The 14,129-nt window shown below is 69.0% G+C and carries 6 protein-coding genes and 1 pseudogene; 5 read left to right on the top strand and 2 right to left on the bottom strand.

The genetic code is table 11. The features are described from left to right. Positions 1–451 (bottom strand): annotated as a pseudogene (locus FXF52_RS27460) (cyclase family protein); the annotation flags it as partial. A gap of 364 nt (positions 452–815) precedes the next feature. Here FXF52_RS27460 and rfbB point away from each other — a divergent pair. Then, positions 816–1,814, top strand: coding sequence for a dTDP-glucose 4,6-dehydratase (gene rfbB / locus FXF52_RS27455; RefSeq protein WP_148801227.1), 999 nt, complete (start codon positions 816–818; stop codon positions 1,812–1,814). Between the two features lie 334 nt (positions 1,815–2,148). Beyond that, complete coding sequence (locus tag FXF52_RS27450) at positions 2,149–3,273, top strand: pyridoxal phosphate-dependent aminotransferase (RefSeq protein WP_187413732.1); 1,125 nt, start codon at positions 2,149–2,151, stop codon at positions 3,271–3,273. A 151-nt stretch (positions 3,274–3,424) separates the two neighbouring features. Here the strand turns inward: FXF52_RS27450 and FXF52_RS27445 are convergent, their stop codons facing one another. Beyond that, a complete protein-coding gene (locus tag FXF52_RS27445; RefSeq protein ID WP_148801225.1) occupies positions 3,425–4,339 on the bottom strand; it encodes a DMT family transporter in 915 nt (304 codons plus the stop codon). A 266-nt stretch (positions 4,340–4,605) separates the two neighbouring features. Between FXF52_RS27445 and FXF52_RS27440 the strand changes: the two genes are divergently transcribed. The 3 genes from FXF52_RS27440 to FXF52_RS27430 all read left to right on the top strand — a co-directional run bounded on the left by FXF52_RS27440 (position 4,606) and on the right by FXF52_RS27430 (position 14,077). Beyond that, the gene (locus FXF52_RS27440) at positions 4,606–7,560 is read left to right on the top strand and encodes an AAA family ATPase (protein ID WP_148801224.1); all 2,955 of its coding nucleotides are present in this window, start codon (positions 4,606–4,608) and stop codon (positions 7,558–7,560) included. A gap of 62 nt (positions 7,561–7,622) precedes the next feature. Next, on the top strand, positions 7,623–7,877 hold the full coding sequence (locus FXF52_RS41865) for a hypothetical protein (RefSeq protein WP_187413731.1): 255 nt from the start codon (positions 7,623–7,625) through the stop codon (positions 7,875–7,877). 14 nt (positions 7,878–7,891) lie between these two features. Beyond that, positions 7,892–14,077, top strand: a complete 6,186-nt coding sequence (locus tag FXF52_RS27430; protein WP_148801222.1) for a S8 family serine peptidase — start codon at positions 7,892–7,894, stop codon at positions 14,075–14,077. The last annotated feature ends 52 nt before the right edge of the window (positions 14,078–14,129 follow it).

Below are 14,129 nucleotides of genomic sequence, written 5' to 3'. Positions count from 1 at the left end.
CCGTGACGGCCGCCCACGCCGATCCCGTTGCGGCGTCGACCAACGAGTGCGACCGCCCGTTGTACATCGTGCCGTCCCAGAAGATGTGGCACGGCGAGTCGATGTGGGTGAGGGTGTTGCCGTGGAAGGTGATGCCGAGCCGCTCGGACGAAAAGCCCCAGCGCCGGTCGGCATGGAATGCGGGCACCGGCATGTTCTCGGCACCCGGCATATCGGCGGCGCATGGGCACGTCGTCGTCGACCGCTCCATGTCTTCCGGTACGGCAACCTCCCATGCGCACGACACGCTCCTGCCGTGGCGCACGGCCCGCGCCGCAGCCAGCCGAACGTCGTCGGTGATGTGGTTCAGGGTGCCGAGCTCGTCGTCGTCGCCCCACCGTCCCCAGTTCGACAGCGTGTCGAAGTACCCGAGCACGTCGTCCTGTGTGGGCATCGATCGCTTTGCCGTCATCCCAGCATCGACTCCTCCGGTCACGCGGTTCGAGGCACCAAGGCCCGCTGAACTGGCATGACGCTAGACCAGCGGGCCAGCAGTCGGCCGGTCAGGAGGTAGGGTACGACACACCTGTGGTGCTGTGGCGCCGGTAGCCGTTGATATTGCGTGCGAGGTACTGCGGGTGCAGTAACCGAGTGACAAAGCTACGTAAGAGCGTGTTGGCGGAGATCAACGACTGGTGGCGCAGGTGCGTCGCTGCTGGCGGGTGGCGGGGCCTCCGCGGCGGCTGCGTCTCTGGGTATCCGGAGGTCGGTGCCCGAGGGCGTCAAGGCTTGCTGGAAGAAGCCTTCGCCACCATTCTTCGGTAGCGTCCGCGTCGATGAGAATTCTGGTCACCGGCGGCGCCGGCTTCATCGGATCCCACTTCGTCCGCTCCATTCTGCGGGGCGCGTACCCCCATGTCGACTGCTGCGGGATAACCGTCGTCGACAAGCTGACCTATTGCGGGAACCGGAACAATCTCGCCGTTGTCTCCGACGATCCGCGACTGCGATTCGTGCACGGCGACATCGGCGACGCAGAGCTCATCGACACCGTGCTGCCCGGCCACGACGCGGTGGTGCACTTCGCTGCCGAGACTCACGTCGACCGGTCGATCAGCGGCGGTGCCGCGTTCGTGACCACGAACGTCCTGGGCACCCAGGTGCTGTTGGATCGGGCGGTACGCCACGGGATCGGCCGCTTCGTGCACGTGTCCACCGACGAGGTGTACGGCTCGATCGACGAGGGATCGTGGGACGAGTCCTTCCCGCTGGCTCCGCGGTCGCCGTATTCGGCTGCGAAGGCCGGCTCGGATCTGCTGGCGCTGGCCTATCACCACACCCACGGGTTGCCGGTGCTGGTCACCCGGTGTTCCAACAACTATGGGCCGTACCAGTTCCCGGAGAAGGTCGTCCCGCTGTTCCTGACGAACCTGCTGGACGGCCTGCCCGTCCCGCTGTACGGCGACGGCGGCAACGTCCGCGACTGGCTGCACGTCGACGACCACTGCCGGGGCGTCGCCCTGGTCCTGACCGGCGGCCGCCCCGGCGAGGTGTACCACATCGGTGGCGGCGAGGAGCTGACCAACCGGGAGCTCACCGAGCGGCTGCTGGAGGTCTGCGGCGCCGGCTGGGACCGGGTGCGGGTGGTTCCCGACCGCCTCGGCCACGACCGGCGCTACTCGCTCGACCACGGGAAGATCTCCGCCGAGCTGGGCTACACGCCCCGGCTGACCTTCGCCGAGGGGCTGGCCGAGACCTACGCCTGGTATCGGGACAATCGTGCCTGGTGGGAGCCGCTGCGGCAGCGGGCGGCTCTGCCCAGGACATCGGCCTGACCGCTCCAGCCCGACCGGTCGTGCCGACGATAGGGACCGGCTCGGCCCCTCCGTCCGACGATGTCGTGTTCGGCAGGCGCGAGCCAGGGCCGAGGCGGTGTCCGACCCGGGCAACGTGAGAGAAGACAACGCCGGCCTGGCGTAGCGATCATGAGAGCGGCGCTGGCCGATGCGAGGCGCCAGGAGCCCGGAATTCGCCGGTGGAGGTGTGCGCCGCTCAGAGGCCAACCACGCGCGCAAAGCCTGTTGAACTGTTCACCCCGCTGTACCGATAGCGTCAGCTACCAGAGTTCGGAGACCAACCATGGCAAAGGTCGGCAAGAGGATGCGGGGCATGCAGCAGTCCTCGATCAGGGCTATGACTGCGCGTTGTCAGGAGCTCGACGCCATCAATCTCGCGCAAGGACTGTGCCAGGTGCCGCCACCGGCTTCGTTGCTTGCGGAAGGCGCCCGCGATTTCGGGCAGGTCGACCACTCGTACAGTCCTGCCGAGGGCCTTGCCGTCTTTCGTGAAGCCGTCGCTGACAGGCTCAAGAGGCACAACGGGCTCAGCGTGGAGCCGGCGACCGGGGTCGTGGCCACGATCGGCGCGACGGGCGCTCTCATGGCGACGCTCACGGCGCTGCTGGATGAGGGCGACGGTGTACTCATCTTCGAACCCTTTTACAGCTACCACCTGTCGGCGCTCAAGGTGCTGAACCTGCGCCCCGAACCGGTGAGACTTGTCGCGCCGACCTTCGAGATCACCGAGGAAGCGCTGCGGGCCGCCATCACCGACCAGACGCGCGCAATGATCGTCTGCACGCCGAACAATCCGAGCGGGCGACGGTTCACCGAGGCGGAGCTGATGATCGTCTCGGCTGTCGCGGAAGAACATGATCTGCTCGTCATCACCGACGAGGTGTATGAGGACATCTACTTCGGTCCCGCCCCGCATGTCGCCCCGGCGACTGTCGGCAATCTCGGCGAGCGGACGCTGACGATCTCTTCGCTGTCGAAGTCATTCAGCATTCCCGGGTGGAGACTGGGTTACGTCTGCGGTCCGGAGCAGTTGATGAGTACGGTCAGGGTGGCCGCCGACGCGCTCGTGGGATGCGCGCCGACTCCGTTGCAGGAATTCGGCGCGAGGGCGCTGAGGATGAGCGACGAGTACTACCGTGACCTGCGTGCCATGTACGACGGCAAGCGCCGTGCCCTGGCGGAAGGCTTCGCGGCCGCCGGATTGTCGCCCAACGAACCTGAGGGCTCCTACTACCTGCTGGTCGACTGCTCGCCGATGGGAGTGGCGAGCGGGGCGGAGGCGGCCGAGGTCCTGCTGAAGAGAACCCTCATCGGCACGGTGCCCGGCGAGGCGTTCTACCTGAACCCGCCGGAGCGTCCGTACGTTCGCGTGTGCTTCTCCCTTCCGGACGAGGTGATAGCCGAAGTCGTCAAGAGACTGGCGAGCGGCGGTCTGTGAATGTCATCTGCTTCGCCGGCCTCCAGCCGGCCGGCGGTGTCCGCGCGAGGTTGCCTTGGTGGCGCGGCATGACGGCCGGACCACAGGTCGTCACCAATCGGAACCAGAAGGCCCCGATGGCACCTGAGGTCCGGCGGGGTTTGAGCTGGCTTCACGATCGGAGTTCTGGCTTCAGCTGGGCGGGGCGGGCTGCGGGGTCCGGGGGAGGTGCAGCCTTGTCGGCCCGGGTGGCCAGGGCGCATCCAGCCATGATCAACACGAAGGAGGCGACGATCAGGAGGGTCAACGGCTCGTTGAGGAGCAGCACCCCGGCAGCGACCGCCACCGCCGGGTTGACGTAGATGAACAGCAGGGCGCGCGAGGGGCCGGCCTCCTTGATGAGCTCCAGGTACGCCACGAAGGCGAGCCCCGTGCAGACGACCCCCAGCGCGGCGATCGCTGCCAGCACCTCGCCGCTGGGCATGGCGCTCGGCCACGTCCAGATCGCGGCAGGGGTGTAGACCAGAGCGGCGAAGCTGAGGCAGGCCACGGTCAGCGGCATGGTGGGCACGTCCTGCAGATAGCGGTCGGCGACGAGCGGGGCGAGCGCGTAGCAGACTGCGGTCAGCACGACCTCGATGACCGCCCTGGCATCCCCGCCGCCCAGGCCGGGCCCGACCAGCGCGGCGACGCCGACCAGGCCGAGCGCCAACCCGGCCCAGCGGACCCTGTCGAGCCGTTCGGTGCCGGTCAGCCGGACCAGCGCCACGCCGAGGATCGGCGCAGCGGCGATCAGTAGCCCGGTGGTCGAGCTGGACAGCCGCTGCTCGGCGTCCGACAGCAGCAACCAGGGTGCGAGAATCTCCAGGAAGGCGAACGCGAGCGCCGGCCGCCAGTATCGCCGGACCTGCCACAACTGCCCGCCTCGCCACACCAAGGGCAGGAGCAGCGCGGCCCCGATCGCGGTCCGCGCGAAGACCAGCACGGGCGCCGACACCCCGCCGACTACCGCGACCTTGATGAGCATGTAGGGAACGCCCCATACGGTGGACATAAGGGCGAACAACGCCCAGCCACGTCGGCTCACCTGCGCGCATCCGACATCGGCGTCCCGCATCGCCGATACGCCACTGGATCATCCTCTCCGCCTGACATCAAACGAACAACGGTCACCATGGCTGTGCCAGAGCCATATCCCGCGATGACCGTTGATATCACGTCCCCAGAGGGTCACCCTGGGCGCGGGGCGCCGTCACCATTGTCGGTGGACATCGCTCACTCCGGCTGAGGATCGCAACGCGAGTCGCCGCGATGGTACTTGCGCCCGAGCCCCGAAAAGCGAGATCATCACGCATGCTCGACCCCTCGCCCGAGGACGACGGGACTTCACCGACGGTTTCTACGCCGGCTTTCGTGGGTCGTGATCGGGAGATGGCGGCGCTCCGGGGCGCCTTGGCCCGGCCACCGGCGATCGTGCTGGTAGAGGGCGAGGCGGGGATCGGGAAGAGCCGACTGCTGCGAGAGTGGTTGGCCGCGCCGCACCAGCGCACTGCCCTGGTCTCGGTGTGCCCACCGCTTCGAGAGTCGCTGACGTTGGGGCCGATCGTCGACGCGTTCCGTGGGATCGACCGGCCGGCGTCGCGATTGCGGCTCACCGATCTTGCGGGTGCGTTACGGCCCCTGTTCCCTGAATGGTCCTCGGACCTGCCGCCCGCGTTGGAGCCCTTGGACGATGCGAAGGCGGCACGGCATCGCCTGTTCCGCGCCCTGGACGAGCTGCTCCGGGCTCTGCGTGTCGACGTTCTCGTGATCGAGGACGCTCACTGGGCCGACGAGGTGACCTTGGAGTTCCTGCTGTTCGTCACCTCCCGACAGCAGTCGGACGGGCCAAGCCTCGTGATCTCCTATCGGCCGGAGGAGGTGGACGTCGGATCGCTGTTGCTGCGGCTGACGTCCCGGCTGCCTGCTGGCGTGACCCAGCTGAGGATCGCTCTGGCGCCGATGCGACCCAGCGACACGGCGGCGCTGGTGTCCTCGATGCTCGACGGCAACCCGATATCGCAGGAGTTCACGACGTTCATGCACGAGCGGACCGGTGGCGTTCCGCTGGCGCTGGAGGAGTCGGTTCGCCTCATGTGCGACCGTGCCGACCTCGTCTTCCGCGACGGGCAGTGGGTCCGGCTGAAGCTGAGCGAGCTGCAGGTGCCGCCAACGGTGCGCGACTCCACCCGGGAGCGGGTGGGCCGGCTGTCGCCGACGGCGCAGCAGGTGTTGCGAGCCGCGGCGACGTTGGCTGAGCAGTCGTCGGTGGCCACGATCGCGGTGACCGCTGGTCTGTCACCAGATGCGTGTCGAGGCGCTATCGCGGAGGCGGCCGATGCCGGCGTCCTGGACGGAGACGACCGCGGCCAGTGGCGGTTCCGGCATGTGCTGGCCGCCACGGCTGTCTACGAAGCGATCCCGTTGACCGATCGCAGACACTTCCCCCTGCTGGCCGGCCGGGCGTTGGAGGACATCCATCCGCCGCCTGTCGCACGCCTTGCCCGCCACTTCCGTGAGGCGGGCGAGACGGAGTCCTGGGCGCGGTACGCCGAGCAGGGCGCTGAGCTGGCCATGGCCTCGGGTGACCACACCAAGGCGGTCGCCCTGCTGGTCGATCTGTTGTCGTGGTCCGAGCTGCCGCCGTCGGATCGAGCACGAGTCGCGCGCATCGCCGGAGTAGCCGCGCTGGGCCGTCGTGAACCGGTCGACGAGGTCTACCACCGCGTGATCCGTACCTTGCGTTCGGTGCTGGAGACCCCCGGTCTCTCCGCACGCCAGCAGGCCGAGATCCGCAACCCCCTGGGTCGGCTCCTGATCACCGGGGGTGAGGCGCAGGCCGCACTCAGCGAGCTCGAGCAGGCGGTGGCCAACCTCGACCATGACCCGGTCGAGGCGGCGCGGGCGATGACCTATCTTGGCTGGGCCTATGCGGGGCCGTGGCCGGCGTCGACTCATCGGCGTTGGCTGGATCGCGCCGCTGAGCTCACCGCCGAAGTCGATTCTCCCGCAGTGCGGCTGAACCTGGCCGGCAACCGTGCCGCTGCGTTGCTCATGCTCGGCGAAGAGGAGGCCTGGGACGTCGTCGCCGACCTGCCCATCGACGGTGCGACCTCGGCGGAGCGTCTCGACGTGGCCCGCATCCACGCAAATGTCGGGACCGGCGCACTGATCTGGGGTCGGTACGTCGAGGCGGAGAAACATCTCGTCGTGGCCATGCGCCTTGCCGAGGCCGAGCAGGCGTCTCGGTTGCAATACAACGTCCGACTCGAACAGGCCAACCTGGCGTGGCTCACCGGTCGGTGGGAGGGGCTCGCGGAGCGAAGCGCGGCACTCGCCGATGCCGACCGAGACCGGCCGGCGCTCTATCTCGGCAGCATTCGGCTCGCGGCCCGGCTGGCAGCCGCGGCCGGACGGCGGCGCGCTGCGGAGGAGCAGTTCCGGCTGGTCCTCGAGGAGTCTGCCCGTCTCGGCGCAGCCGACGACACGATGGAGGCCGCCGCTGCGCTGGCCAGACTGTGGCTGACGGACGGAAACAGCGGCCGGGCGCTGCAGATCACGAACGAGCCGATGGACACAGTCCGGAGAAAAGGCATCTGGGTCTGGGCGACGGACCTCGTCCCCGCCCGGATCGAGGCGCACCTCGCCGCGGGTGACCTTGAGGCCGCGACACGCCTGGGCGACCAGTTCGCCAGAGGACTGCGTGGCCGTACGGCGCCTGCGCCTCGCGCGGCGCTCACCGTATGCCGTGCCCTGCTGGTCGCCGCAGCCGGAGACCACGCTCGCGCGGCGGCGGCATACGATCGGGCGGCGCGGGCCTGGAGCACGTTGCCGCGCCCCTACGACGCCATGCTCGCCCGCGAGCGTCAAGCCGAGGCGCTCATAGCGCAAGGCCAGATCGAACAGGGCCGAGAGCTGCTGGCCGCACAGTACGAGCAACTGTTCAGGCTCGGAGCCCGCGGCGATGCGGACCGTGTCGCACAGCGGCTTCGCGAACACGGCGCCGAGGTTCCGCGATTGTGGCGCGGCGGTCGACGGGGGTACGGCGACCAGCTCTCACCTCGTGAGCTCGACGTGGTCCGACTGGTTGTCGGCGGCAAGACGAACCGGGAGATCAGCCGGATTCTGGCCAAGTCGCCGGCCACCGTGGATCAACAGCTGCGTGCGGCGATGCGCAAGTTGAAGGTGACCTCCCGGACCGCGCTCGCGGTCAAGGCGGTAGAGGCCGGAGTGTTCGCAGAAGAGGATTCCCTCGACGACCCGTCGTGAAAATTGACGTATCCGCTGGATAGCGAAGGCCGCTCGCCCCCCCGAGCATGACTCCATGATCCATGGCCCTGGGGCAGCGCATGCCTGAGCGACCTGTCGCGCGTGACGACTCCGTCATCGAGCACCAGCCACCACTTGAGCTGTCGCGCGAACCGCGCGTCAGCGCCGGCGATGCCCGCGACGCCAGCGATGCCCGCTGCGATGCCCGCGATGCCGGCGATGCCCGCGATGCCGGCGATGCCCGCGATGCCGGCGATGCCCGCGACGCCGGCGATGCCGGCGACCACAAGAGCCACGACCCCTACCAGCCCCTGTAGGCGGAGGACCCCGCATGAGACTCAAATCCCTCGTCGCTTCGCTGGCCGTAGCGGTCGGCCTGAGCATGATCGCGCCACCGTCGGCGTCGGCCGCCGAGCCGGATCCCGGTGCGGCCGCCAGCAAGATCGCGTCGGACCTGAAGGACCGCTTCCGCACGAAGCCGGTCTCCGACTTCTGGATCACGTTCGACACCAAGGCCGACCTCGCGCCGGCGAAGAAGATCGCCGACTGGACCACTCGCGGGCAGTTCGTCTACGATGCGCTGACCGCAGCGGCGAAGAACTCCGTGGCATCCGTCTCCACCGAACTCGACCGGGCAGGCGTCAAATACACCTCCTACCCGATCGCCAACGCTGTGCTCGTCAAGGGCGGCACCGAGAACCTCGCCCTCGACGTGGCCTCGGTGGTGCACGTCGCCGAGATCCACGCGACGCCGCAGGTCGCGCTGGTCGAGCCCGTGGACGAGAAGAGCCCGGCTGACCAGGCCGTCCGCCCCGCCGCCCCGAAGGCCGGCGCCGATGCGGGCACCGTCTCGTGGGGTCTGGAGGCCATTCACGCTCCGGAGGCCTGGGCCATGGGTGCCACGGGTGCGGGCATCACCGTGTCCAACCTCGACTCTGGCGTCCAGTTCGACCATCCGGCGCTGGTGGGCTCCTACCGCGGCAACAAGGGCGACGGCACGTTCAACCACGACTACAACTGGATGGCCACCCGGGGCACGTGTGCGGCCACGCCGTGCGACGACAACGGGCACGGCACGCACACCATGGGCACCATGGTCGGCGACGACGGCACCAACCACGTCGGCGTCGCCCCGGACGCGCAATGGATCGCGACGAACGGGTGCTGCGCGTCCAACGGCCCCGAGTCGCTGCTCGAATCCGGCTGGTGGCTGCTCGCACCGACCGACGTCCACGGGAACAACCCGGACGTCTCCAAGCGCCCCCACGTCATCAACAACTCGTGGGGCCAGAGCGCGGAGCACAACTTCGACGACTTCTTCCAGGCCATCGACGAGGCCTGGAGCGCCGCGGGCATCTTCAGCGTCTGGTCATCGGGTAACACCTCGCCGTACGCGGCCTGCGACACCGTCTCCTCGCCCGGCTCCGCCGAGAGCGCCTACTCCGTCGGCGCCTACGCGTCCAACGGCACGCTCGCGTCGTTCTCCCGCAAGGGCGAGGGTGAAGGCGGCCGGATCAAGCCCGAGATCACCGCCCCCGGCGTGACCGTCCGGTCGTCCTACCCGAACAACAGCTACACCGAGATGTCCGGCACCTCGATGGCGGCTCCCCACGTCGCCGGCGCCGTCGCGGCGCTGTGGAGTTATGACCCGACCCTCATCGGGCAGGTCGAGGAGACCCGCCGCCTGCTCGCCGAGTCGGCCGTCGACGTCGACGACACCGAGTGCGGTGGCACCGCCGCCTTCAACAACAAGTACGGCGAGGGCCGGCTCGACCTCGTCCGCCTGCTCCAGCTCGCGCCGCGCCAGGGCGGCACCCTGACCGGGATCGTCACCGCCAACGGCGCCCCGGTCCCCGCCGCCGAGGTGACGATCAGCGGACCGTTCAGCCGGTCCATCGGGACCGACAAGGACGGCCGGTTCACGATGAACCTCCCGGTCGGCGACTACCAGATCAGCACCAAGGTCTTCGGCTACCTGACCGCGACCGCGAGCGCCACGATCACCCTCGGCCAGAACACCTCCCTCGAGGTTCCCCTCACCGCCGCGGCGCGCCACGACATCAGCGGCAAGGTCGTCGACGACAAGAAGAAGCCCGTCCCGAACGCCGACGTCTCCGTCAAGGACACGCCACTGGCCGCGGTGCGCACGGATGCCAACGGCGCGTTCACGATCGCCGCTGTCCCCGAGGGCGGGTACGCGCTGAACATCAAGCCCAACGCCTGCTTCTCGCCCACGACCGTCCCGCTGACCGTCGGCGCGCAGAACGAGTCGCGCGAGATCCCGGTTGCGCTCGTCGTCGACGAGGGCGGCTACACCTGCTCCGTCTCCGAAGGCGAGTACCTGCGCGGCACGGACCCGGTCGCGTTCCCGAGCGGCGTCTGGGCCACGGTGAAGCTGCCGTTCCCGGTCGCGCTCTACAACGGAAGCCACGACACCCTGGGTATCAGCCTGCGCGGCGTGATCGCCCCGGACGCCGCCACCGGTCCCGGCACCGGTGGTGCGGGCATCTTCCCGTTCTACGTCCAGACCCCCGTCCAGTTCGCCCCCGGCGGGGGAGTCTTCACGGCGGCCACCAAGGTCGACGGCGAGGACGCGTTCGTCATCGAGTTCCGCAACGCCAAGATCTGGGCCTACCCGATCCGGTCGGAGTACACGGAGCCGGTCAGCTTCTCGGCCACGCTCACCCGCTCGGGCAAGGTGATCTTCGGGTACGGCGACGGCATCGGGACCGACGACCCGGTGACCGGCGGCGCCCGCGCCATCACCGGCATACAGGGCTGGGCCGGCGTCGACGGCATCCGGTTCTCCGACAACGCCCCGGTGCTGCACGACGGGATGATCGTCACCTACGACCTGCCCGACTGGGGCTACCTCGACGCGACCGTCGTCGACCAGAACGACGGGCTGCCGGTGTCCGGGGCCAAGGTCTCCTTCACGAACAAGAATGGGCTCGTCGAGGCCGTCACGACCAACGGGACGGGCCTCGTGCATCGCCAGCTTCCGGTCGGCGACTACACGATGACGGTCGACGCGCCGAACTACACGACCGCGGCATACCCCTTCTCCCTCGACAAGCTCTACGCGAAGGCCAAGATCGACGCGCGGCTGACCACGGGTGTCGCCGGCCTGAAGGCCGACGGCCTCGACGCGGTGCTGGGCACCGACCAGAAGGGCGTCGGCACGCTGACGCTGACCAACACCGGCTCGGCACCGCTGACGTACGACCTGGGGGAGGCCGCGCGCCACCCCGAGCTCGACGCCGCCGGCGCCACCACGCGCACCGGGACGGGTGCGAACAGCACCATCGACCTCACCGCCTGGAAGGCCGGCGCGAGCGGCATGAAGCCGTCGAACATCGACGGCAAGGGCGCGACGGTGAGCGCCGCGGAGGCACAGGCCGCCGCCAAGGTCGGCACGACCTCCGGCGGCGAGGTCATCGCCCGCATCGAGATTCCGGGCACGATCGCCGAGAAGGAGCCCAGCGGAATCGGGTACGACGGTGACGTCTGGGTCCACGACTACGACAAGCGGACCAACACCGCGTACACGGTGACAGGCAAGCCGACCGGCAAGGTCTTTGACGCGTCGTGGAACCCCGCGTACCGGGCGTTCGACATGGCGCTCGATACGAAGACCGGCGACATGTGCCAGATGGAGGACAGCCCGGCCAGCTACATCCACTGCTTCGACCGGGAGACCGGGAAGGAGACACGGCAGATCAAGGGGGCCTGGTCCACGCTGCAGCTGACCGGACTCGCCTACAACCCGGCGGAGGACGTGTTCTACGTCGGCGGCCGGAGGAACGGCATGATCGGGACCGTCGCGGGCACCTCGCACGACAACGCGGGCGAGATGCTGTCCTTCTGCGCCCCGCCGCTGCCCGAGGTGATGGGCCTGGCCTACAACCAGGCGTCCGACACCATCTGGTACACCGATCTCACCTCGAACAGGCCCACCCGCCTGCTGCAGGTGAACCCCGACGACTGCTCGCTCGTCAACGCGTGGTGGTTCCCGGGCCAGAAGACGGGCCAGGGCGGCGGTCTCGAGACCGACTCCACCGGCGCTCTCTGGGCCGCGGACCAGATCGCCGACGACGTCCTGCTCGTCGACGTCGAGGACGACCTGCTCACCGACCTGCCGTGGCTGTCGCTCTCCTCGACCGGCGGCACCCTGGCCCCGGGTGAGTCGACGACCGTCAAGGTCTCGCTCTCCTCGAAGGACGCCAAGCCAGGAGTCCTCGGCGCGAACATCGTGGTGAGGTCCGACTCCGGACGCCAGTCCAAGACCTACGTCCCGGTGACACTCACGACCACCAAGTACCAGGTCGGCGTCAACGCCGGCGGCCCTTCGTTCACCGACGGCTCCGGCTACACCTGGTCCGCCGACCAGGCATCTGGCGACGGGGCGTGGGGCTACGAGGGGAAGACGAAGGTCACCTCCACGCAGGCCGGGATCGAAGGCACGACGGACGACAAGCTGTTCCAGGCGCAGCGCACCACGCCGCTCAAGGACCTGACCTACACCTTCCCCGACGCGCCCAAGGGCACCTACGCGATCGATCTCGGGTTCGCCGAGATCGAGAAGGTGGCCGAGGGGAAGCGGGTGTTCGACGTCCTCGTGGACGGCTCGCTGACGGAGTACGCGTACGACGCGGCCGCGGCCGTGGGGTCGAACGCCGCCGACTGGCGCACCGCCGTCGTGAAGCACGAGGGCGGTCCGCTGACCGTGGAGCTGCGGGGTTCGAGGGGCCTGCGCGCCCCGAGCATCGCCGCGCTGCGTGTGACGCTCGACCCGCGCGCCGACCAGGCCCAGCCGGAGCCGCAGCCCGAGCAGCCGAAGCCGGGCGAGGTGCCGGTGGCTCCCGCCGGTCGCTCCTACTCGTTGAAGGTGACCGACGGGCTCTACCGCCAGGGCACCGAGAACTCCGGCTGGACGGGCGACGACCTCTGCGGAGTGCTGTGGTTCGACTCCAGCTTCCTCTTCCCGTTCTACGACACGGCCTGGGACGGCGTGTGCGTGACGACCAACGGATCGTTGGTCTTCGACCGGGCCAGCTCGCTGGGGAACAACACGGCACTGCCGTCGCGGAGTCCGATCGACGCGATCTATCCGCTCTGGGACGACCTCATCGTCGACGCCCAGGCAGGCATCTACCTCGGCACGACCGAGGTGGACGGGCTGGCGGCGCAAGTCATCGAGTGGCGCAACGTCACCTTCTACAGTGACCGGACGGCCCGCGTGAGCTTCTCGGTCACCCTGATCGCGGACGGACGGATCCAGATCGGGTACGGCGACGGTATCGGCGGCGAGAAGCCCGTGACCCGCGGGTCCTCGGCGACGGTCGGCGTGGAGAGCCTCAACCGCAACCCCGCGAGCCAGTACTCCTTCAACCAGCCCGTCCTCACGGCCGGCCTGGGGCTGCAGTACACCCTCCCGGCCGCGGGCACGATCGAGGGCACAGTCACCGACGCGAACGACAGCAAACCGATCGCGGGTGCGGTCGTCACGCTGAAGTCGCCGAATGGCGACCGGGTCATCACGGCCGACGCCGCGGGTCGCTGGAAGGCTCAGGCGCTGGTCGGCGAGAACACCGTGGAGGTCGCGGCGCCGAACTACGTCACGGCCAGCCGCCCGGTCACGATCGCCAAGAAGGACCAGGCCGAGGTGGTCGACACTGCGCTCACCACGGGCATCGCGACCATCACCGGAGCCGGCCTCGACTGGTTCCTCAACTCCGACCAGACGGCCAGCGCCGACGTGACCGTGACCAACACCGGCTCCGCGCCACTGCAGGTCCGGCTCAGCGAGCAACGCCGCACCAAGGACGGACACGAGGCTGCCGATCTTCCATGGCTGACGCTGACGGGTGCGGCCGCGACCGGCACGGTCCAACTCGCGGTCGGTGAGTCCACCACGGTCAGGGCGACCGTCGACAACACCGGGGTCCAGCCCGGCGTACTCGTCGGTGACGTGCTCGTGGCGTCGAACACCGGCAAGGGCGAAACCCAGTACACGCCGGTCCGTCTGGCGACCTCTGCCTACTGGCAGGGCGTCGACGTGGGCGGTTCCGGGCACGTCGGTGCCGACGGCTTCGTCTGGTCGCCCGACCAGCCGCTGGGCTCGGGACCGTGGGGGTACGTCGGAGGCGCCGCGCGCGCCACCAAGGCGGACATCGCCGGCACCGAGGATGACGCGTTGTTCCGGACCCAGCGGACCGGGAAGACGTTCGCCTACGTGTTCAAGAACGCACCCGCCGGCACGTACCAGATCGGCCTCGACTTCGCGGAGATCGACAAGGTCAAGGCCGGCATGCGTACCTTCGATGTCCTGGTCGACGGCAAGGCCGTGCTCCACGACCACGACGTACAGGCGAAGGCGGGCGCGCTGACCGCGGACGTGAACACGGTCACCGTCAAGCACACCGGCGGCGACCTGAAGGTCGAGCTCCGCAGCGAGATCGGTGAGCGCGAGCCGATCCTCAACGCGCTGAAGGTCCAGGAGGACCCGCGCCCATGAGATAGCCGAACCGCCCTCCAGTAAAGGTCAGAGCCTCCTCGGGACATCATTC

This window comes from Micromonospora sp. MP36 (assembly GCF_008119785.1).
GTDB lineage: Bacteria > Actinomycetota > Actinomycetes > Mycobacteriales > Micromonosporaceae > Micromonospora.
This window is presented reverse-complemented; position numbering and strand designations above follow the sequence as displayed.